20 protein-coding genes and 1 other RNA gene are annotated in these 22552 nt (G+C 46.3%); 20 read left to right on the plus strand and 1 reads right to left on the minus strand.

Features of this window, described 5'->3' with window-relative positions:
• Nucleotides 1–489 precede the first annotated feature (489 nt).
• From yqfC to rnpB, 18 genes are all read left to right on the plus strand, one after another.
• Nucleotides 490–783 (plus strand): sporulation protein YqfC, encoded by a 294-nt coding sequence (gene yqfC, locus NLX74_RS25140; RefSeq protein ID WP_029517796.1) that lies wholly within the window; start codon nt 490–492, stop codon nt 781–783.
• A complete protein-coding gene (yqfD, locus tag NLX74_RS25145; RefSeq protein WP_254330893.1) occupies nt 780–1973 on the plus strand; it encodes a sporulation protein YqfD in 1194 nt (397 codons plus the stop codon). Before yqfC ends, yqfD begins: the two co-directional genes overlap by 4 nt.
• 6 nt (nt 1974–1979) lie before the next feature.
• Nucleotides 1980–2951, plus strand: coding sequence for a PhoH family protein (locus tag NLX74_RS25150; RefSeq protein WP_029517794.1), 972 nt, complete (start codon nt 1980–1982; stop codon nt 2949–2951).
• Between the two features lie 95 nt (nt 2952–3046).
• A complete protein-coding gene (locus NLX74_RS25155) occupies nt 3047–5293 on the plus strand; it encodes an HD family phosphohydrolase (RefSeq protein ID WP_039272278.1) in 2247 nt (748 codons plus the stop codon).
• 55 nt (nt 5294–5348) lie between these two features.
• Nucleotides 5349–5846 carry an rRNA maturation RNase YbeY gene (gene ybeY / locus NLX74_RS25160; RefSeq protein WP_025722123.1) on the plus strand — a complete coding sequence of 166 codons (498 nt, stop codon included), beginning with the start codon at nt 5349–5351 and terminating at the stop codon, nt 5844–5846.
• A complete protein-coding gene (locus NLX74_RS25165; protein ID WP_039272277.1) occupies nt 5846–6220 on the plus strand; it encodes a diacylglycerol kinase family protein in 375 nt (124 codons plus the stop codon). Before ybeY ends, NLX74_RS25165 begins: the two co-directional genes overlap by 1 nt.
• 49 nt (nt 6221–6269) lie before the next feature.
• A complete protein-coding gene (gene era / locus NLX74_RS25170; protein ID WP_039272276.1) occupies nt 6270–7172 on the plus strand; it encodes a GTPase Era in 903 nt (300 codons plus the stop codon).
• Nucleotides 7173–7685: 513 nt separating this feature from the next.
• Complete coding sequence (locus NLX74_RS25175) at nt 7686–7823, plus strand: YqzL family protein (RefSeq protein ID WP_013372137.1); 138 nt, start codon at nt 7686–7688, stop codon at nt 7821–7823.
• 42 nt (nt 7824–7865) lie between these two features.
• Nucleotides 7866–8618 carry a DNA repair protein RecO gene (gene recO / locus NLX74_RS25180; RefSeq protein ID WP_013311133.1) on the plus strand — a complete coding sequence of 251 codons (753 nt, stop codon included), beginning with the start codon at nt 7866–7868 and terminating at the stop codon, nt 8616–8618.
• A gap of 402 nt (nt 8619–9020) precedes the next feature.
• Nucleotides 9021–9908 (plus strand): glycine--tRNA ligase subunit alpha, encoded by an 888-nt coding sequence (glyQ, locus tag NLX74_RS25185; protein WP_254330894.1) that lies wholly within the window; start codon nt 9021–9023, stop codon nt 9906–9908.
• Nucleotides 9901–11976, plus strand: a complete 2076-nt coding sequence (gene glyS, locus NLX74_RS25190) for a glycine--tRNA ligase subunit beta (RefSeq protein WP_254330895.1) — start codon at nt 9901–9903, stop codon at nt 11974–11976. The genes glyQ and glyS overlap by 8 nt, the downstream gene beginning before the upstream one ends.
• A 121-nt stretch (nt 11977–12097) precedes the next feature.
• Nucleotides 12098–12574, plus strand: coding sequence for a YaiI/YqxD family protein (locus NLX74_RS25195; protein ID WP_025722119.1), 477 nt, complete (start codon nt 12098–12100; stop codon nt 12572–12574).
• The gene (gene dnaG, locus NLX74_RS25200; protein WP_254330896.1) at nt 12567–14441 is read left to right on the plus strand and encodes a DNA primase; all 1875 of its coding nucleotides are present in this window, start codon (nt 12567–12569) and stop codon (nt 14439–14441) included. Before NLX74_RS25195 ends, dnaG begins: the two co-directional genes overlap by 8 nt.
• A 43-nt stretch (nt 14442–14484) precedes the next feature.
• Nucleotides 14485–15618, plus strand: a complete 1134-nt coding sequence (gene rpoD, locus NLX74_RS25205; RefSeq protein WP_007431230.1) for an RNA polymerase sigma factor RpoD — start codon at nt 14485–14487, stop codon at nt 15616–15618.
• Nucleotides 15619–15705: 87 nt separating this feature from the next.
• Nucleotides 15706–16545, plus strand: a complete 840-nt coding sequence (locus tag NLX74_RS25210) for a hypothetical protein (protein WP_254330897.1) — start codon at nt 15706–15708, stop codon at nt 16543–16545.
• Complete coding sequence (locus tag NLX74_RS25215) at nt 16542–17303, plus strand: tRNA (adenine(22)-N(1))-methyltransferase (RefSeq protein WP_190297602.1); 762 nt, start codon at nt 16542–16544, stop codon at nt 17301–17303. The genes NLX74_RS25210 and NLX74_RS25215 overlap by 4 nt, the downstream gene beginning before the upstream one ends.
• Nucleotides 17279–18394 carry a Nif3-like dinuclear metal center hexameric protein gene (locus tag NLX74_RS25220; protein ID WP_254330898.1) on the plus strand — a complete coding sequence of 372 codons (1116 nt, stop codon included), beginning with the start codon at nt 17279–17281 and terminating at the stop codon, nt 18392–18394. Before NLX74_RS25215 ends, NLX74_RS25220 begins: the two co-directional genes overlap by 25 nt.
• Before the next feature lie 103 nt (nt 18395–18497).
• An RNA gene (gene rnpB, locus NLX74_RS25225) (RNase P RNA component class A) lies at nt 18498–18896 on the plus strand.
• 416 nt (nt 18897–19312) lie between these two features.
• On the opposite strand, the gene NLX74_RS25230 is transcribed toward rnpB, so the two are convergent.
• Complete coding sequence (locus NLX74_RS25230) at nt 19313–20533, minus strand: aminotransferase-like domain-containing protein (RefSeq protein ID WP_254330899.1); 1221 nt, start codon at nt 20531–20533, stop codon at nt 19313–19315.
• A gap of 116 nt (nt 20534–20649) precedes the next feature.
• On the opposite strand from NLX74_RS25230, the gene pdxR reads away from it, so the two are divergent.
• The gene (gene pdxR, locus NLX74_RS25235) at nt 20650–22125 is read left to right on the plus strand and encodes a MocR-like pyridoxine biosynthesis transcription factor PdxR (RefSeq protein WP_235309360.1); all 1476 of its coding nucleotides are present in this window, start codon (nt 20650–20652) and stop codon (nt 22123–22125) included.
• An 88-nt stretch (nt 22126–22213) separates the two neighbouring features.
• Nucleotides 22214–22444 (plus strand): hypothetical protein, encoded by a 231-nt coding sequence (locus NLX74_RS25240; RefSeq protein ID WP_071558470.1) that lies wholly within the window; start codon nt 22214–22216, stop codon nt 22442–22444.
• Nucleotides 22445–22552: the final 108 nt, after the last annotated feature.

Here is a 22552-nt window from a genome sequence, read left to right on the forward strand (position 1 = left end):
ATCTCCATATCTTACGACATGGCTTGATTCTCTTGAAGGTGTTTTGATTTGTCTCACGTTATGGGGTCAGTTCCTATCTCCATATCTTACGACATGGCTTGATTCTCTTGAAGGTGTTTTGATTTGTCTCACGTTATGGGGTCAGTTCCTTTCGATATGAAAACGAGGTTGGCTTTTTTGGTGTGAATTTTGAAAGAACCCATCTTTTGCCTCTGCAATATAGTAGCAGCTACGAATTGTAAGTTTAGCCTCATAAATGCGGGGACTGGATCATAAAATGTACAGAACAGATATCTGTGGCGCTGCTGTAATGGTGTTCACTGATAATAAGAATATACGATGAAAAGCCAGCAGCGTAGCTGCCATGAAACATCTATGGGTCCGAATGGCAATAACAGAAGATGAAAAAATAGCAGCGTGCTGTCATCAAAACAACTATGAGCCATTGGATAACAGATGTTTTGATGACGGGAAAGGAGATTTCGCCGTATGAGCAGGATGAGCCGCAAACTGCGAAAGTGGGCCAGCGAGACGCTGGAGCTTCCGCAGGACATTCTATTTGACTTGCCGCGGTTAACCCTCATCGGCAGCCGCCAGCTTTATGTGGAGAATCACCGGGGCGTGGTGGATTTCACGCCGGATCAGCTCGTACTTGCACTTGCGCAAGGCAGGCTGAGGGTGTCCGGCCATGATCTAGTCATTACGTCTATTCTGCCAGAGCAGGTAAGTGTGGAGGGACATATAACGGATATCCAAATGGAAGGAACGGAGGAAGGCTCGTGAAACATCCTGCTTTAGCAAAGCTGCATGGCACGGTTACCCTTGCTGTCAAGGGCGAAAGTGTGGAAGATTTCGTTAATTTACTCACCGATCAACATATACCTGTTTGGAACGTGCGGCCGATGAGTACTAGACATGCAGAAATGAACCTTCTGCTGCCGCACGTCTTCCTCCTACGCCCGCTTTTGAGAAGGACAGGCTGTAAAATGCATGTTCTGAAGCGGCAAGGGCTTCCCTTTACTGTTATACGACTTGCCAAACGTAAATTTTTTCTGGCTGGATTGGCTTTGTTCTGGGTAGGTCTCCTGCTGATGTCTTCGCTTATCTGGGACATTGAAGTGAAGGGGAATGATAAGCTCTCGACGGAATCCGTTCTCAAAGCCGCCCGACAGGAGGGGCTGTATCCGTTTCAATGGAGCTTTCGGCTTTCCAGTCAAGACAAGCTTTCCCGTGCGCTCATGCAGAAGCTTCCAGAGGCATCCTGGATCGGTGTGGAAAAACAGGGTACTTTGGTGACGATTCAGGTTGTTGAAGCTTCACAGCCTACCCCTGCGCCGCTCTACAGCCCACGTCATATCATCAGTAAGGCAGACGCGGTAGTCACTGAAATTTTTGCCGAGCAGGGTCGTCCTGTCGTGCATAAAAATACGCGTGTCAAAAAAGGAGCCATTCTCATCTCGGGAACGCTTGGAGATGAGGAGAATCAGCAGCAGGTCGTAGCCAAAGGAGAGGTTAAGGGTCTTGTATGGCATGAATACGAAATTAGCAGTCCCACGGTGCAACGCAGCAGCACGTATACAGGTACAAGTCACGACCGCTTGTATCTGGTGTTAGGCAACCGTGCGATACAATTGTGGGGATATGGGAAAATACCTTATTCTACACATAAAACAACAGTTGAACATGATCCGCTAACCTGGCGTTCCTACAAACTTCCAATGGGTTGGATGACCGAAAGTGTGAGGGAGACAAAGATACAAGAGCAGAAGCTTACGGAAGCAGAAGCGAAAATGTCAGGAATAGAAGGCGCGCGAGCTGATATTTTAGCTAAATACGGCAAAGGAACGAAAATAATGAGCCAAAAAATTTTGCATGAGAAGAGAGAGAATGGTAAAGTTTATATGAAAGTGCTTTTTGAAGTGGAGCAGGATATTGCGGAAGAACTTCCGTTAGTTCATAACCAAGGAGAATGAGGCTATTTGGCAGAACAACAACGCAGCATACAAATTGCATTGAACAATGCGGGAGAAGGACAGGCGTTATTTGGCCCGCAGGATTCCTTTTTAAAATTAATCGAAGCCGCTATTCCAGCAAAAATAGCATCTCGTGAGGCAGAAGTTAATGTTTTTGGTAATGCACACGAGGTGGAAGTGCTCGAACAATTGTTCGATGTATTACTCCAGTTAATTCGCAATGGGTATATACTGACCGAAAGGGATGTCCATTATGCGATTGAATTGGCCAAAGATTTGCGCGCTGATCAGCTGCTCGATTTGTTCAAGGGTGAAATTACGACGACGTTTCGGGGTAAACCGATTCGCGTCAAAACGATTGGACAAAAGCACTATGTAACCACGATTAAGAAACGCGATATTGTATTTGGAATTGGCCCGGCAGGTACTGGTAAAACCTATCTGGCTGTAGTGCTGGCCGTAGCTGCTCTGAAGGAAGGTTCAGTTAAGCGCATTGTACTGACTCGTCCTGCGGTGGAAGCAGGTGAAAATTTAGGTTTTTTACCAGGGGATTTACAGGAAAAGGTTGATCCGTATTTACGCCCATTGTATGATGCACTATACGACGTGATGGGCCCAGAGCAGACTGCAAAGGCACTGGAGCGCGGGTTAATAGAAATTGCTCCTTTGGCTTATATGCGGGGACGTACGCTGGATGATTCATTTATTATTTTGGACGAAGCGCAAAACACCACACCCGAGCAAATGAAAATGTTTTTGACTCGACTTGGCTTCGGCTCCAAAATGGTCATTACCGGCGATGTCACGCAAATTGATTTGCCTCGTGGCAAAAAATCCGGTCTGATTGAAGCGAATGCGATTTTACAAGGGATTGAGGAAATAGGCTTTGTCCAGTTTGCAGAAGAGGATGTTGTCCGTCATTCCCTCGTTCAAAAAATCATTGTTGCTTATGACCGTGTTGCCGAGAATCAAGGATAGCCATTCAAGTACAAGTATGGTGTGTACGATCAGAAAAAGTATAAAATGAGCAGTGTAGCTGCCTTGAAAAAGATGATGGAGAGGGATTGTTTTAGATGACCTCGAAGGAATTATCTAAAGGGAAAACGTTCCAGCATAGAATGAATGGATGGAAGTATAGCGTGGCGACACGCTATCTTCTGTTTTTATTTTTGGTGGTTCTTTTTTATGTAGGCTTTGCGTCCAAGCTGCTTCCCGAGCGTTATGATATTCGGGTAAATCAACCGAGTGAAAAGGAAATTGTCGCCCCGATGCAGCTTCCTAACAGTAAGGCGACTTTGAAGGCTCAAGAGGAATCAGCTGAACGTGTGCAGCCCATGTATACCATTGTGCCCGTTCGCAACGATAACCTGATTACTGGTATTTTGGATCGAATTGAACGGCTCAATCAGGATGATCAGGTTTCCAGAGCAGATAAGATTTCGATTTATAAGGATGAGATTCCGCAACGTGCACGGGAATTTGTGCAAAATTTTGTGAATAACAGCCGTAATGCGGATGCCTACCCAGATAAGCTGCTGGATGAAGTGCTGGAAAAAACGAAAGAGCAAACGTACCGAATTCCAGAGGAGACATTCATTAAAATTCCGCGCCTTACATCTGAGGATATTGCTGAAATGCGGCCTGTTGCCCGTGAGATTGTGACAGGGTTGATGAATGATCAAATTACGGATGCTCAGACAGCCCGAGCGAAAGTAGCTGAGCGGGTTAGTACAAGCTCGCTTACTAAGCGTACTTCACGGGAGGTTGTTCAGGAACTTGCAAGGCTTGTGATTACCGCCAACAAGTTTTATGATGATACAGCTACGAAGGACGCCAAGGTACAGGCTCGTGAAGATACACCGACAGTTTACATTAAACAGGGTGAAGTACTCGTCAAGAAGGGTGAGATTATTACCCAGGAAATCTATACACTGCTTGATGAAAATGAATTGCTCAAGGATAAAATCAATTATTGGCCACAATTTGGGCTGCTGATGTTGTCTATGATGCTGGCATTGGGTCTGTTTATGTATATTCGTCAATTTCAATCACGAACACGAAACTTCAAGTATAATAATGCGCAGTTGCTCATGCTAGTATTAATCTTTGTGATTACAGTGGGAGCAATGATGTTAATTTCCATACTGCAGAACAGTGAACGTTCCTATCTCGGCTATCTGGCGCCTATCGCGCTTGGAGCTATGCTCGTAACGCTGTTGCTTGATATGTCGTTGGCTTTCGTATGTGCCGTTATATTCAGTATATTGGCAAGTGTTATTTTGAATGTCCGTCAGGGACAAATTTTTGACTTTAATTTTGGGTTTTTTGCTATTGTGGTCTGTCTGGCAGCGATTTTCTCTACCCATCGAGCCAGCCAGCGTTCAACACTGTTCAAAGGGGCGATTATGGTATGCCTGTTCGGTGCCCTGTCTGTTTTTTCTTTGGCACTGATTGACCAAGGAAATTGGACTCAAACGACGACGCTCTATGGGGTAGCTTTTGCTTTTGCAGGCGGTCTGATAACAGCAATACTTGTTATTGGGCTAATGCCATTTTTTGAGTCTACTTTTGGTATCTTGTCGGCACTGAAGCTTGTTGAGCTGTCGAATCCCAACCATCCATTGCTCCGTAAGCTGCTTACGGAAACACCTGGAACGTATCATCATAGTGTAATGGTGGGTAATCTGTCAGAGGCCGCAGCGGAGGCTATAGGAGCAAACGGCTTGTTGTGCCGGGTTGGTTCGTATTATCATGATATTGGTAAAACCAAGAGGCCTTCGTACTTCATTGAAAATCAAAATGGGTTGGAAAATCCACATGATTCAATAGAGCCCAAGCTTAGCAAATCCATCATTATCGCCCATGCTCGTGACGGCGTGGAAATGCAATTGGATTACAAGCTACCCAAGCCAATTCGCGATATTGCCGAGCAGCACCACGGAACGACATTCTTACACTATTTTTATCACAAGGCGTTGCGTGAGGCTGAAGAGCGGGGGGTGGAGCCTGACTTCACGGAGGATGATTTCCGTTATCCGGGACCGAAGGCTCAGTCTAAAGAGTCTGCTGTGGTGGGAATTGCTGATAGTGTGGAGGCAGCAGTTCGTTCCTTACGGAAGCCGACGGTGGAACAGGTTGAATCCATGATTGAGAAAATTATTAAGAGCCGTCTTGATGATCACCAATTTAACGACTGCGAGCTGACCATGCGGGAGCTTGATATCGTGGCTCAAACCCTCAAGGAAACAGTAATGGGGATTTTCCATTCCCGTATTGAGTATCCAGAGGAAAGGCCCAAGTCTGAAAACGGAAAAGCTTAATATAACTTGTGCATGAAGCACGGGTAGAGCACTAGAATTAAGAGGAGCGGTTGGCATGGGCCTTCAATTAGCTTGGAATAATGAACAAAACGATATGGTAATTAACGAATCTTTAATTACGCTGCTGAACACCTTATTAGAGGAGGCAGGCAGAGTGGAGGGAGTCACAGACGGTGAGGTCGCCCTTACCTTCGTTAATGATGAGCAAATTCATGAGTTGAACAGGGACTATCGGGGAATTGATCGTCCCACCGATGTGTTGTCTTTTGCTATGAAGGAGACACTGGATGAAGAGCTTGAAATTATTTACGAACCGAATGAAGAAAATTCATTGAATGATGTACCGGATGTTCTGGGGGATATTATAATCTCTGTACAGACAGCGCAAGCTCAGAGCGAAGAATACGGACATTCCATTGAGCGTGAAATCGGTTTTTTGTTTGTTCACGGCTTTCTGCATCTGTTAGGCTATGATCATCAGGATGATGTGAGTGAAGCTGAAATGATGGGCAAACAGGAAGCTGTACTGGCTCAAGCGGGGTTGACAAGGTAATGAGACGTCAGCCTTGGAGAATGACCTTTCGCTATGCTGCAGAAGGCGTGATGTATGCTCTGCGTACGCAAGTCAATATGCGGATACATGTGGCCGTGGCGTTCCTTGTCATTGTAGCAGGCTTAACTCTGCACATCTCCCGGCTCGACTGGTTATTCGTCTGCGTGGCTATCGCTATAGTCATTGTAGCCGAACTGTTCAACACCGCTGTTGAAGCAGCGGTGGATCTCATCTCACCTGATATTCATCCGCTGGCCAAAGCGGCTAAAGACACCGCCGCCGGAGCCGTGCTCCTGGCAGCGGTTTTTGCTGTAATTATTGGTATATTTGTGTTTTATAGGCCTATGTTGACGTTAATTAGTTCGCTGTTTTAATGGAAAAACCAAAATAAAATAGGTGCTTAATCGCGCTGGAGGAAATGAAATGGCTAAGAAACACTTTAAATCAGGCTTTGTCGCAATTGTTGGCAGACCCAATGTCGGAAAATCAACTCTGATGAACCACGTCATTGGGCAGAAGATCGCCATAATGTCAGACAAGCCACAAACTACACGTAACAAAATTCACGGCGTATTTACTACAGAGGACACGCAAATTGTATTTTTGGATACACCCGGGATTCATAAGCGCCAGTCAAAATTAGGCGATTACATGAATCAGACTGCCTTTAATACGTTAGGTGAAGTGGAAGCGGTGCTTTTTCTTATTGACGCTGCTGAAGGTCTAGGTGGTGGCGACCGTTTTATTGCGGAACAGCTTAAACAAGTAAAAACGCCAGTTATCTTGGTGCTGAATAAAATTGATCGCATTGAGCCGGAAGCGTTGTTACCCCTGATTGAGCAGTATCGCAAGTTGTACGACTTTGCTGAAATCGTACCGATCTCGGCCAAAATGGGCAACAATGTAAACACCCTGCTGGAGCAGGTGCAAAAATACTTGCCAGAAGGTCCGCAATATTATCCGGATGATCAAATTACCGACCATCCTGAACAGTTTGTTATTGCCGAGTTGGTACGGGAAAAAATTCTGCATATGACACGTGAGGAAGTACCCCATTCTATTGCCGTTATGATTGAAGACATGAAAGTGCAGGATAATGGTGTAGTGCATATTATGGCTGTTATTTTTGTAGAGCGTGACTCCCAGAAGGGGATCATTATCGGCAAACAGGGAGCCATGCTCAAAGAGGTGGGTAAACAGGCCCGCCAGGATATCCAAAACCTGCTAGGTTCCAAGATTTTCCTGGAACTTTGGGTTAAGGTAAAAAAAGACTGGCGCAACCAGGACCGCGTCCTTCGTGACCTCGGCTTCCATCGCGACGCTTAAAAACAGAATTCGATTCTACGTTACTTTAGTTCAAGGGTTTATTGAGGCTAAAAAATTGATATTAAATAAATATGTATAGTTGTTGTAAGCATCATAAAAAAGCCGTCCGATCTCTATGACTGAGATAAGTAACAGTCTTCTGGTCATTCAAAGCGCCGCGCATATGCGGCGCTTAACTCTTGCTATCTTCACCCTTTTCGTCCAGTGATGAAATAACGAACGTTTTAAAAAAAGTTATCTGTATGCACGTTGTAGCGGAGCGAAGGATTTGAATCTGAAGAAGCGATAGCGTTCGCCTTTACCCCCGAATTTAACCCTTGTATGTTTGTACATTCAAATAAATTCGGGGGTAACAGCGATCGTAAGATCAAATCATTTGCGAAGCGGCATTCCAATCTACATACAGCAGCCTTTTTTAACGCAATCCATTTATTTCATCGCATACTTCTCCCCTCCTCGCATCATCCTATTTTTGAGATGCAAACGTCATTTCCGAAGAAAGGATGAATACAATTGCGAGATTTTTCGTGGAAGTATTTTGCGATGACTGGAGATGTCGGTGCGTATCTGTTATATCGGGAGAGCGCCGTGACAAGGGAGCAAGACACGGATGAGGGAGAGTCGGACGAGCATGAAGAAGCCCGTGAATAGTACAAGCCACTGGCTTCTTCGCGAATGTTTGGGGGAAGAGGCATGCTTTACAGGGTGGAAGGAATCGTCATCCGCAGCATGGATTACGGTGAGGGGAACAAAATTATTACGCTTTGCACCGAAAGCGGAGGCAAAGCAGGCGTGCTGGTCAGAGGTGCAAAAAAGTCCAAAAGCCGTCACGCTGCTTTAACGCAGCCGTTTACGTACGGTGAATTTGTTTTTTTTCGAAACACAGGCTTAGGCACGTTGAATGCCGGTGAAATCATCCAATCCCACCATACATTGCGCGAGGATATTACTAAGGCTGCTTACGCTTCTTATGCTTGTGAATTACTCGATCGGGTGTTACAGGATGAGGAAACAGGTGCGTTCTGGTTTAAGCAGCTAAAAGCATGTTTGGAGGCGCTGGAGAGTGGCAAAGATCCGCTGATCGTCATGAGTATTTATGAATTTAAAATATTGCAGGCGGCCGGATATGCTCCTCAGCTTGATGCATGTATTTCAAGTGGTCAACAATGTGCTGATGAAGATATGTTTGTCAGTCCGAGGCTGGGCGGAGTTTTGTGTCGGAGCTACAAGCATTTTGATCCAGCGGCATTGAGCGTGACTCCACGTACATTGAAGTTGCTGCGCTTGTTCGCCAGAATGGATTTGAATCGGCTCGGCAACATTGACGTGAAGGACTCCACCAAGCTGGAGATCAAACATGTCATGCGTCAGTTCATGGATATGCAGTTGGAGGTCAAGCTGAAATCCCGCAATTTCTTGGATCAGCTCGACAAGTACGATATGTGAAACGCCCTATTCTCTTGACTGTATTGCTGAAAACGTGTAATATCCTACTATATATCTCCTTCGGGAGCAGATGCATTGAACGAGAAAGTAGCGGGATGTATTCTCTGTAATTAGCGAGTTGGGGACGGTGTAAGCCCAGCGGGAATTCTTCGTGAACAAGGCACTCGGGAGCGTCTGAATGGACACGGAAAAGAGGATTACGATCTGATTGGTGATGTAGGATCGCAATCAAGTAGGGTGGAACCGCGGGAGTCAGCTCTCGTCCCTACGTCTGTACAGGCGTAGAGGCGGGGGCTTTTTGCTGTCTCTAGCAAGGCTTTTGGGATAAAATAGCCCTGTACATACGAACTTAATGAGAAGAAATCACCAACATTTGAGGAAGTGGAAAGGGAGCGTGTACCAATGAATTTTCAGCAGATGATTTTAACGCTGCAACAATTTTGGGCTGAACACAACTGTATTATTGTACAGCCGTATGACACGGAAAAAGGGGCAGGCACGATGAACCCAATGACGTATTTACGTTCGATCGGACCTGAGCCGTGGAATGTAGCTTATGTTGAGCCTTCTCGTCGTCCGTCAGACGGACGTTATGGTGAGAACCCGAATCGCCTGTATCAGCATCATCAGTTCCAAGTAGTTTTGAAGCCTTCACCGGATAACATTCAGGAATTGTATTTGGAAAGTTTGAGCCGTTTGGGCATTGACCCTCTAGAGCATGATATTCGTTTCGTTGAAGACAACTGGGAAGCACCGACGTTGGGAGCGTGGGGCTTAGGTTGGGAAGTATGGCTGGACGGTATGGAAATTACTCAATTCACCTATTTCCAGCAAGTGGGCGGTATTGATGCCAGTCCGGTTGCGGTAGAAATCACGTATGGTATGGAGCGTCTTGCTTCCTACATCCAGGACAAGGAGAATGTGTTCGATTTGGAGTGGGTCAATGGAATCACGTACGGTGATGTCTTCCACCAGCCTGAATTTGAGCATTCCAAGTATACGTTCGAAGTATCTGACGTCAAAATGCTCTTTACTCTTTTCAATATGTACGAAGAAGAGGCAAATAAAGCGATGGCGCAGCATCTTGTATTTCCAGCCTATGATTATGTGCTGAAATGTTCTCATGCGTTCAACTTGCTGGACGCTCGCGGAGCGATCAGTGTGACGGAACGGACTGGGTTTATTATACGAGTGCGTAATTTGGCGCGTCAGGTGGCTGCGACCTATCTGGAGGAGCGCGAGAAGCTGGGCTTCCCGCTGGTGAAGAAAGGAGGTGCGGCAAATGTCTAAGGATTTATTGTTTGAGATCGGGCTGGAAGAAGTCCCTGCACGTTTTATCCCGAATGCGATTCAGCAGTTGAAGCAGCGTATGACGGCGTGGCTTGACAGCTCGCGTATTGCTTATGGTGCTGTAGAGGCTTATGCTACACCTCGCCGTTTGGCGGTACTTGTCAAGGAAGTAGCGGAGAAGCAAGAAGATATTAACGAAGAAGTTAAAGGTCCTTCCCGCAAAATCGCACTCGACGAAGCTGGTAACTGGAGTAAGGCTGCACTAGGCTTTGCTCGTAGCCAAGGTGTTGATCCTGAACAGTTCACGTTCAAGGAGCTTGGAGGCGTGGAATATATTTACGCAACTAAGAGCAGCATAGGTGTACCAACAGCGGAAGTGCTGTCCGAAGGTTTATTGCACATTTTACATGCGATGACATTCCCTAAATTCATGCGCTGGGCAAGTTATGACTTTAAATTTGTTCGTCCGATCCGCTGGTTGATTGCCTTGTTTGGTAACGATATTGTTAATTTGGAGATTGCCGGCGTACAGTCAGGAAATGTGACAAGAGGGCATCGTTTCCTGGGACAGGATGCCGTTGTAGAAAGTCCAGCTGACTATGTTGAAGTACTTCGCAAGCAGCATGTCATTGTGGACATTGAGGAACGTCAAACGCTTATTGTAAAGCAGATTGAAGCGTTAGCAGCCGAAAAAGATTGGACGATTGCGGTCAAGGATGATTTGCTGGAAGAAGTGCTGTATTTGGTGGAAACCCCAACAGTACTGTTCGGAGGTTTTGATCCTGCGTTCCTGAACATTCCGAAGGATGTACTCATTACTTCCATGCGTGAACATCAACGCTATTTCCCAGTGCTGGATCGCACAGGAGAGCTACTGCCATACTTTGTTACGGTACGTAACGGAGGAAGTCAATCGCTGGAAGTCATTGCTAAAGGGAATGAAAAAGTATTGCGTGCGCGGCTGTCTGATGCCAAATTCTTTTATGAAGAAGATCAGAAGCTGGAAATTAAAGATGCACTTTCCAAACTGGAAAGTATCGTTTTCCACGAAGAGCTGGGAACGGTTGGAGACAAAGTGCGCCGGATTCGCCGTATTGCTGATGCTCTGGCAGAGAAGCTTCGCGTTTCCCCAGATACACAGGAATCGGTTAGTCGAGCAGCGGATATTTGTAAATTTGACCTGGTAACACAAATGGTATATGAGTTCCCTGAACTGCAAGGTGTGATGGGTGAGGATTATGCTCGTAAGGCTGGAGAGAAGGAAGAAGTGGCGAGAGCGGTGTTTGAGCATTACCAACCGCGTTATGCAGGAGAAACGGTTCCTTCAACGAATGCTGGAGCGATTGTAAGTATCGCAGACAAGATAGATACCATTACAGGCTGCTTCTCCATCGGTATTATTCCAACAGGTTCACAGGATCCTTACGCGCTTCGTCGCCAGGCAGCAGGTATTGTGCAGATCTTGTTGGATCGTAAGCTTTCGGCTACGTTGTCTGATGTGTTCAATATCGCGCTCGATGTGCACGGCAACCTTGGAAATATGAAACGTTCCGCGGATGAAATACGTAAAGAATTACATGAGTTTTTCGGATTACGCGTCAAGAAACTATTGTCTGAGACCCTTCGATATGACGTTGTGGATGCTGTGCTTGCAGCTGGATATGACGACGTTGCTTCCGTTGTTAACCGCGGAACTGCATTAATGACTGCCGTACAAACAGGTGAGGTATTCAAAGCAACAGTTGAGTCCTTTAATCGTGTAGGTAATTTGGCTGCTAAAGCAGTTCATAAGTCAGTTAATACGAGTGAGTTTACGGAGCAAGGAGAAAAAACGCTTTACGAAGCATGGTATAGCGCTTATGAATCTTATAGCGTAGCTTTACAGGAAGGTGATGCGACACGAGCGTTAGCGCTTGCTTCATCTATTACCCCTGCGGTGACGGCATTCTTTGATTCCGTTATGGTTATGGCTGAGGATGATGCTGTTCGTAATAATCGTTTGGCATTGCTGGCTGCTATTGACTCAGAACTGAAGCGTTTTGCCGATTTTTCCAAGCTTGTAGTTTAAACGTCAGTTGTGGTAGTATGAACAACTTGAAAAAATGGGTATAAATATACGGAACGGTGTAAGAGTAATCTTGCAGCCGTTCCGTATTTTACTCGAATGCGGATGGAGATGGGGGATGCTCATGGAGGGAACCGGAACTTTACTGGATGTGCGGATCGTTGTTGACGGGGACGCTTGTCCTGTTAAAAGTGAAATTGCGGAGATAGCTTCCCGTTTTCATATTGAGGTTATTATGGTATCTTCATATGATCATCTCATTCAGGGCAGCAAAGGCGTAAGCGTCGTTAAAGTAGACCGAAGCGACCAAAGTGCCGATCTCTATATTGCCAATCATATCCGCCGCGGAGATATTGTAACCACCAATGATTATGGTCTTGCTGCACTTGCCTTGGCAAAAGGTTGTGAAGTGATGTCTTTTCGCGGAGCTATGTATCGAAACGATTCGATAGATTTCATGCTTGACCGACGCCATACTTCTGCCAAAGAACGGAAAAAAGGACGTTATGGAAAAGGTCCTAAACCGTTTACATTAGAGGATCGTGAAGTTTTTCAACATAAACTGACAAAACTTTTACTTCGCTTGCAGGAGAATGAGTAACGGTATCGAATTATATTTACGTGCTAAAGAGATGAAGGTGGTTAATATGAGTGCCGGACAAGGCAACATACCGGACGATATCATTGAGTCGGTTTTACAACATCATGATATTGTAGATACGGTAAGCAAGTACGTGCATTTGACCAAGCAGGGGAAATATATGAAAGGCCTCTGTCCTTTTCATTCCGAAAAAACCCCTTCATTCACCGTGACACCGGATCGTCAGATTTTTTACTGCTACGGCTGCGGCGCGGGAGGCAATGCCATCAAATTTATGATGGAAATCGAAGGACTATCCTTTCCCGAAGCTGTCAGGACAATGGCAGAAGAAAGTCATATCCCGCTCGGCGAATGGCAGGGACGTGATTCATCGCATCAGCATCCTGAGTTGGACAGGCTGTTGCAAGCGTATGAGTTAACTTCTAAGATGTACCATTTTTTGCTTAAAAATACGGAGCACGGCAAACCAGCCATGGAATACTTGCGCTCACGGGGATTCAGTGACAAGATCATTGATCAATTTCAAATTGGCTATGCACCCAACCGATGGGATACGATCGTTCAGTTTCTGGAGAAGCGTTCTTTTGATCCCGTGGAGATGGAAAAGGGAGGGCTCATTTCTCCCCGGCACGAGGGTGATGGATATGTGGATCGATTTAGAGATCGTATCATGTTTCCCATTCGGAATCGCAACGGAAAAGTTATTGCCTTTGCAGGCCGTATACTTGGTGAGGGACAGCCGAAGTATTTGAATTCACCGGAGACCAAGCTATTCAACAAGAGCCGAACGCTGTACAATCTCCATCATGCTAAAACCTCAATTCGCAAGCTACGCCAAAGTGTTCTTTTTGAAGGCTATGGTGATGTTATCTCAGCGTGGGAAGCTGGCGTACAAAATGGGGTGGCCGCCATGGGCACTGCTCTAACGGAGCACCATGCTACGATGTTAAAAGGACTGTGCGACGAGGTTATTATTTGTTATGATGGTGACCGGGCAGGACAAGCTGCTGCGCTTAAAAATTTTCCGCTGTTGGAAAATGCGGGGCTTCACGTGAAAGTAGCGCTGGTCAGTGACGGTATGGACCCGGATGATTTTATCCGGCAATACGGCGGCGAACGATTCCAGCGCCAAATTATCGAAAGTGCTGTTTCAACGGTGAAATTTAAGCTTATATATCTGAAAAAAAACCATATACTGCAAGAGGAAGAAGGAAGAATCGCGTATTCCCGCGAAGCATTAAATGTCATTGCACCTCTGTCATCCCCGACCGAGCGGGAAGTGTATCTGCGCGAAGTATCATCCGAAGTCAAGGTGGATTTTGAAACCTTGAAGCAAGAATGCAATTTACTCCGTCAATCCCTGCAAAAAAAACAGAACTTTGGGGATAATAACGAAAATGGGTGGAATAATGGTAGGCATAAAAAAGGGCAGGTCTCCACACCTAATCTGTTGCCAGCTTACCATGTGGCTGAACGCAGGCTGCTTCACTGGATGATGCAGGATTTGGAAGCTGCAGAGTATGTAGAAAAGCATCTGGGCGACGCCTTTAATATTGAGGATCATGCAGCAATTGCTGCTTATCTATATGCCTATTACGCGCAAGGGAAGTTACCGGATACAAGCCGTTTTATTTCATCTTTGCAAGACGACCGACTGGAGAAGAACGTAAGTTCGATCATGATGATGGATGCTCCAGGCGTATGGGCACCGCACATTTTGGATGATTATATTCATCAAGTGCGAAAATTTCCATTGCAGGAGCAACTGGATTTGAAAAGGGAAGAAATGAGAGCCGCTGAGCGCTTAGGTGACTTTTTGCGCGCAGCACAAATTGCAAGTGAGATTATAGCCCTAGAGAGACAATGAACACACAGAGGTCGGATGTTTCTAGGGAGGAGGGAGTCGAAAGATGGCGAATGATCAGCATACTGAACTGGAGACGGAACTAACACTGGATCAGGTTAAAGATCAACTGATTGAGTTGGGTAAAAAAAGTTCCTCTCTGAACTACAAAGATATCATGGAAAAACTGTCGCCGTTTGATCAGGACCCCGAGCAAATGGATGAGTTTTATGAGCAGCTGGGTGACTTGGGGATTGAGGTTGTGAATGACAACGACGAAGAAGTTACCAGATTGCGTCAAAATGACGACCCGGAAAACAATGATGGGGATGATTTTAATTTCGATGACGATCTGAGCCTGCCTCCCGGTATTAAAATTAATGACCCGGTCCGGATGTACTTGAAGGAAATCGGTCGTGTACCGTTGCTTTCTGCTGATGATGAGGTGGAGCTTGCCAAACGGATCAATAACGGCGATGAAGAAGCTAAGCGTCGGTTGGCAGAAGCGAACTTGCGTCTGGTTGTAAGTATTGCCAAACGTTATGTTGGTCGCGGAATGCTTTTCCTGGATCTGATTCAGGAAGGTAATATGGGTTTGATTAAAGCAGTAGAAAAATTTGATTACGAAAAAGGCTTTAAATTCAGTACGTATGCAACCTGGTGGATTCGTCAGGCCATTACGCGCGCAATAGCCGATCAGGCGAGAACGATCCGTATTCCGGTGCATATGGTGGAAACGATCAACAAGCTGATTCGCGTATCGCGTCAACTTTTGCAAGAGCTGGGGCGCGAACCTACGCCGGAAGAAGTGGCTGCCGAGATGGAGCTGAGCGTGGAAAAAGTACGGGAGATTATGAAAATTGCCCAAGAACCGGTTTCATTGGAAACACCAATTGGTGAAGAGGATGACTCACATCTGGGGGATTTCATTGAGGATCAGGAAGCATTGGCGCCTGCAGATGCGGCTGCCTATGAACTTCTGAAGGAACAGCTTGAGGATGTACTGGATACGTTGACCGAACGGGAAGAGAATGTTTTGCGTCTCCGCTTTGGTTTGGACGACGGAAGAACCAGAACTCTTGAAGAAGTGGGTAAAGTGTTCGGTGTTACACGTGAACGTATTCGTCAGATTGAGGCCAAAGCGCTGCGTAAGTTGCGCCATCCAAGCCGCAGTAAGCGACTGAAGGATTTCCTCGAATAGAAGCGTAACATTGCGGACCTTCTGCGGCTTGAAGCGCGCAGGGGGTCTTTTTTTATCTCATGGCAGCCTTGGTGGAGGGGAAGAAGCTTGGACCAGGAGAAAAAACGGGCAATACTGTTACATGAAATTGAGCATTGGCGGCGAAGTCGGCTGCTCCCTGAGCAATATTGCGATTTTTTGTCTAACCTGTATCGGGAGGACGAAGAGCCGTCGCAGAGCCAGAACCGTAACAACACCGGGCTGCTTACATATCTTAGACACGGGCATGGGATCGCCTGGCTTCTTGGTTTTGTCATTATTTCCTGCATTTGTTTGATCGGTTTTTATTTTACCGCTTTTCCGTTGGCAATGCAAATATTCTCGGCAAGTGCAGTTACTACGATTTGCTATGGAGTGGCCGCATTTTGGCGGTCTTCCGAAAAGAGTATGAGTGCGATGTTGAGCACTTTAGGCAGTGCGATTATGCTGGGTTCGGGTGTGTGGATCATTCAGCTCCATCAAGGTGAAGCTAAGGTTTGGTTTCTTTTTCTCGTAGGCCTATGCGGTGTAGTATGGTGTCTTGTGGGATTAACTTTGCGGATCAGCTTACTTCATTACTGTGGTCTTGCTGGGCTGCTTTTAGTGTACGCGGTCCTTATAGGCCGCTACTGGCCTACAGCAACTTTAGTGATGCTTGAGGCATTTTGGATTTTGCACGCAGTATTGTTGATCTGGTTAAGCTGGTGGGTACATCGCCGCTTTCCGCGTCTCGCTTTGGTTTATTTCGCTTTAGGCATGACACTAGCATTCATGGCTGAAGCAGACATGATTATCCTGCGCCATCAAGCAGCGGGAGATGTGGTGTTTTACAGCATACTGAAGTTGGCATTTGTTGTAGGGATTTTATTTTGGACTCGAAAAAAATGGATTACGTGGGTGACGTCATGAAACTTTCTCAACGATTACAATATATTATGGAACAAATTCCTGCCGGGAGCAGACTTGCGGATATTGGCTCGGATCATGGACTACTCCCTGTGGCTGCAGTGCGTAGTGGCAGAGTACCGCAAGCCGTGGCGGGTGAAGTCAACGATGGGCCGTTGCGTGCGGCTCAAAAGCAGGTGGCCGAAGCAGGTCTTACTGATCGCATTGCGGTTAGAAAGGGAGACGGCTTGGCTGTAATTAAGGCCAATGAAGTTGATGTTATTACAATAGCCGGCATGGGTGGTGCCTTGATCGCTTCCATTCTAGAGCAAGGGAAAGACAAGCTTGTTTCCGTAAAACAACTTGTTCTACAGCCTAACGTAGGCGAGGATATTTTACGCCGATGGCTCATTGAACATCAATGGGTACTAACAAGTGAACATATTATGGAAGAAGACGGAAAAATATATGAGATTCTGACGGCAGTACCTGATTCGGTAAGCCCACTGAAACAGGATGAGCTGTATCAACCATGGAAACTTCCCGATAGTTCGCTGGTACTGACACAGGATTTGTTAATGCAACTCGGGCCGCTATTGGTTAAAGCACCGAATGAAATCTTTTTTTATAAATGGAAATTGGAGATTCGCAAGCTTCAGGATGTGCTGGCACAAGTGGCACGGTCAGATCAGGAATCCGCACAGCATAAGCGGGAACAATTGCGCAAGCAAATTGAACAGCTAGAGGAGGTACTTGCATGTTTGCCAAAGGACAGACAGTAATTAGCTACATGGAGCAGCTGGCTCCAAAATACTTGGCAGTTCCAGACGATAGAATCGGGCTTCAGCTGGGTAGTCTGCAAAAGGAAATCAAAAGCATATTAGTAGCCCTGGATGTTAATGATGAGGTTGTCGAAGAGGCAATCCGCATAAAAGCTGACCTCATTATTGCGCATCATGCGATTATATTCCGCCCACTTAAAGCTTTGAACACGGATCAGCCTGCGGGCAGATTGTATGAAAAGCTGATCAAGAATGATATTGCTGTCTACATCAGTCATACGAATCTGGATACGGCTGAGGACGGCATGAATGACTGGATGGCGGAAGCACTGGGTATTCAAAGTGAAGGTACGCTGGAGGATGTTCACACCGAGCAATTGTTCAAGCTTGTCGTTTTCGTACCCAAAACACATCATCAACGGGTACTGGATGCCGTACTGGGAGCGGGAGCTGGACATATTGGCAACTACAGCCATTGCAGCTTTAACATTGATGGCTACGGAACTTTTGTGCCGGGTGAAGGCACACAGCCGTTTTTGGGTGAGCCGGGTAAAATGGAACGTAGTGAAGAGGTTCGTATTGAGACCATTGTACCGCAGGGTGTACGCAATAAAGTTGTTCAAGCGATGCTGAAGGCTCATCCTTATGAAGAGGTGGCTTATGACCTGTACCATATGGATTTGCAAGGCCGTAGCTTTGGTTTGGGTCGGGTCGGCAAGCTTAAGGAAGCCTGCACGTTACGCGAGTTTGTCGATGTTGTGAAAAACGGTCTCAACGTCGAGCATGTACGTGTGGTGGGCGACTTAGATCGTACGATCAAAAAGGCAGCCGTGCTTGGGGGCTCCGGCAGCCGTTATGTGAACAAGTCGCTTTTTAAGGGGGCTGATGTATTAGTGACGGGGGATATTGACTATCACACGGCTCAGGATGCCCTTATGGCGGGGATTGCTATTATTGACCCTGGACATAACGCTGAAAAGATTATGAAGCCTAAAACTGCAGAGTGGATGCGTAAACGCTTGGCAGAAGGTCGATACTCAACGGAAGTACATGTATCTCAGGTGGAAACCGAACCTTTTCAATTTTTGTAAAACCTCAACGTCTATGAGAAAATAAAGGTGCTTTCTACTTTTTACAATATTTTCAGGGTTGTAACGTGCGCGCGTTCCCTGTATACTATGTAATGTTGTTCGGAAAGTTTGACAGACAATCGCTGGCGGCGTAAGCCGCGAGAGGAAAGTCCGGGCTCCATAGGGCAGGATGCTGGATAACGTCCAGTCAGCGCGAGTTGAAGGATAGTGCCACAGAAATGGACCGCCGATGGCCGCTTGCGGCACAGGCAAGGATGGAACCGAGGTGTAAGAGACCCCGAGGAACGCTGGTGACTTCGTTCCTGGTAAACCCCATCTGGAGCAAGACCTAATGGGACACAGCTTCTTCGCGAAGCAGCCTTAGCCCGAGGCGTGTCTAGGTTGGTCGCTGGAGCTGGATAGCAATGTTCGGCCTAGATAGATGATTGTCGCTTGTAGTGGGAGGGTAGTTCCCGTCTGTACCACGAATAGCACAGAACCCGGCTTACGGAAAACTTTCCCCACTGCAACACCTTAAAATGTATGAATTTAACTTTTGTAAATGACCTGTTTGCATGAAAGCTGTTAATCCAAATGTATTTATTGAATTAAAAAGGGTGTGTCATATTCCTGTGGGAATCATGACACACCCTTTTTAACATACCGTATTTGCGCAGAAATAGTGCATTTTAATTTTTAGAATGAAGCCCCCAAGCATAATTACTGGAGGCTTTCATTTTAATTTTTACTCCCTCTATCGTAAAAACGTGCGAGGAAGAGGCACGTAGTCAGCGTAGCAACGCATTTGAGTCTATAGAAGCGAGGCGTGCGGCTTTTGTCCCAGATTCCACCACTATTCAAAATCCAAACGGATCAGGGATAACAGCGATCGTAAAAACAACGTGAAGCGGGCCTCACGTACGTGTTCTGCCAACTCCATCAGCGTACGCTTTTTACCACACTTTCCTCTGTGTACATCTTCAGTGCTCGATCCAATCGGTCAACTGCTTTTGGAAGCAGGGAAGGATCGGTATGCGTGAAGTTGATTCGCATATGGTTGCTGCCGCTCAGGTCAGCATAGAAGACTTGTCCAGGCACAAATGCGACTCCTTCCTGAATTGCGAGTTGCAGCAACCGGTCAGAACGGAAGCCCTCAGGGAGGGTAACCCACATAAACATACCGCCAAGTGCATCATTCCATGTGATTCCTTCCCATTGGCGTTCTTTCATCAGCGATGTGAGACGTAGCATACGAGTGTGGTACTCGGCGGACACGGTACGAATATGTCCGTCCAAGTCAAAAAAGTCCAGTAACTCATTCAAAGCACGTTGATCAATACTGCTGGAGTGCAGATCGGCAGATTGTTTGGCATTCGCGACTTTAACGACGATAGCTTGATCGGTCACCAACCATCCAGAGCGAACACCTGGAGCGACAGTTTTAGAGAATGTAGAAGTGTACATTACATGACTGTCTCCACCTAACTGTTGATCAATTGAGAAAAGGGATGGAAAGTTAAGGTTTTCGTCAAATTTAAGACGTCCGTAAGGATCATCTTCAAAAATCAAAGTGCCGTATTTACGGCATAGTTCAACAACGCCTGTTCTGCGTTCCATACTCCAAACACTTCCTGCCGGGTTGGAGAAGGTGGGAATGACATACACGAATTTAGGCTGATGTTTTTTGATCTTGGCTTCAAGATCATCTAATTGCATACCGTTAGAGTCTGTATCTACACTTACAATGTTGGCACCATAGGAATTAAATACCTGAAGAGCGGCCAAATAAGTAGGGGACTCCACCAATACAGTATCCTGCGGATCGAGCAACACACGCGAAACCAGATCAATGGTCTGCTGTGAGCCCGTCGTCATAATGATATTATCTCTGGTGACGGAGATGCCTTGGGATGACATGATTGCTGCAAGACGTTCCCGTAGAGGAATGTAGCCCTCGGTTAGGCCGTATTGAAGAGCGGTAGTACCGCCGAGGCGAAATACCCGCTCATAGGCTTTAGCAACAGCTTCGATGGGGAAAAAGGCATCGGCAGGAAGGCCGCCTGCCAGAGATAACACATCTGTTCCCTGTGTCAGCTTTAAAATGTCCCTTACCATGGACGAGCCCTGAGTACGAGCCATACCCGAAAATTTGTGTTCCAATCCAATCATCTCCTGTGTTCTATACTGTACTATGAAATTTGTTGTATTATATCGATAATGAAGTATAACAGTAAACGTCTAAATGTAACAGTTGATTTTTTGGGGGGACAGTTCCGATGCATATTGATCTCAGCCGCAATAGCAGTGTCAAATTATATTTACAGATTGCCAAAACATTAGCAGATCGCATCCAGTCTGGATTGCTGCCTCAGGGCACAAAGCTTCCGTCTGTCCGTCATCTGTCCAGCCTACTTGCGGTAAGTCCCGTAACTGTAAGCAAGGCGTATGCTGAGCTGGAGTCTATTAATTTGGTAACCTGTACACAGGGAAAAGGTTGCTATGTAGCGGAGCCTTCGGTAGCTGTTCAAGGTGAGGGAGCGCAGGATTTGTCATGGCAAATGTCGCTGATCGATTATTTGCCGCGCGCACAGCTATGGAGAAACTTTAACCATAGCAGACAGGTTCCCTATTCTTTTCATATAGCAGCAATTCAACCGGAGCTTCTTCCTACACGCGAAATCATTGCTGATACTCAACGTCTATCCTCTGGAAATCCCGATGCAATGGCAGCATATGGGACTTTTGAAGGTGATTTAGCGCTGAGGGAAGTGTTTGTAGATCACTTGAACGAACGCAGTATATGCACAGTGGCAGAACAGCTACTCGTAACCAGTGGTGCCCAACAGGGGATTGACTTGGTGGCACGTACTTTTGTTGGTTCTGGAGATGTTGTCTACATGGAGGCTCCTACATATACCGGGGCCATTGATGTGTTTACCAGTCGTGGTGCCAAAGTAATTATGATTCCGATGGATGAGCAGGGCATGCGGATCGATATCCTCACACGTCTTTGCGACACTCATCCCCCAAAACTGATCTACACGATACCCACTTTTCATAATCCTACCGGAGTAACTTTAACGATGGCCAGACGCACACAATTACTGGATCTAGCTCAAAGTTATCATTGTCTCATTGTTGAAGATGATCCATTTTCCGACCTTTATTATAAAACAAAGCCGCCACTCTCTATCAAGGCGCATGATCAGTCCGGACATGTGATATATATCAAAAGCTTTAGCAAAACCGTTGCTCCCGGCTGCCGTATAGCTTGTGTAGCGGCCACGGGCAGTGTAATGGATCGTTTAGTGGCTGCCAAGTCTACTACGGATTTGGGGAGCCCTCTATTAACGCAAAAAGCGCTACTGCCCTTTATCAAGAACCGACTTGATCAGCACCTTGTTTGGTTGCGGGAACAAATGCGGGATCGGTTGACAGTCGCATTGCACACGCTCCAGCGCTATGCTCCGCCAGAGGTCAGCTGGTATGCTCCCGAAGGCGGCTTAAATGTGTGGATTAAGCTTCCTCCTAATGTTGATATTCCAGAATTGGAGCGGCTGGCTGACCGAGAAGGCGTTTCCTTTTTACCTGGGGCAGTATGCTATGCAGGTGGTATGAACAGTAATCATATCCGTATTTCTTTTTCGTATGCGGACAAGGAAGCACTTAAAACAGGTCTTCACAAACTGTGCCGTTTGTTGGGTGAACTGCTTGATCGTTCGGTCATTGTTGAACGGAAGCCTATTTTATAAGGGATATTTGTATTAGGGGGTAAACATCCAAGCACAGCACCTGCCTTCTTAATATGCTGTACTAATTCACCGAAAGGAGTTGCACATTATGAGTCATTGCCCTTACGACCCGATCGTGTGCCCACCGATCCAATTTGTAAATCATCAATTTTTCCCACAAGTCGTGCCTGTGGTTCATCCGATTGAAATTGTAAATCAGACGCACATTGTACCTGTGCCTCATCACGTATTTCCGGTGAGTATAAAGGATCCTGGAGAACCTTGCTGTCATACTCGCAGCCATGGCAAGCGTCCTGTTCGCAGCAGTTCCAAGCGTTAATAAAGCCCAAAAAAGCAGCCATGGGAGCAACTGAACTGCACCCCATTTGTTAGACACGACTAACAATGGAGGTGCAGTTTTTTGCCTAAATTCAGTTTAGATGAGAAA

The sequence above is a fragment of the Paenibacillus sp. MZ03-122A genome (assembly GCF_024213325.1).
Classification (GTDB): Bacteria; Bacillota; Bacilli; order Paenibacillales; family Paenibacillaceae; genus Paenibacillus; species Paenibacillus polymyxa_B.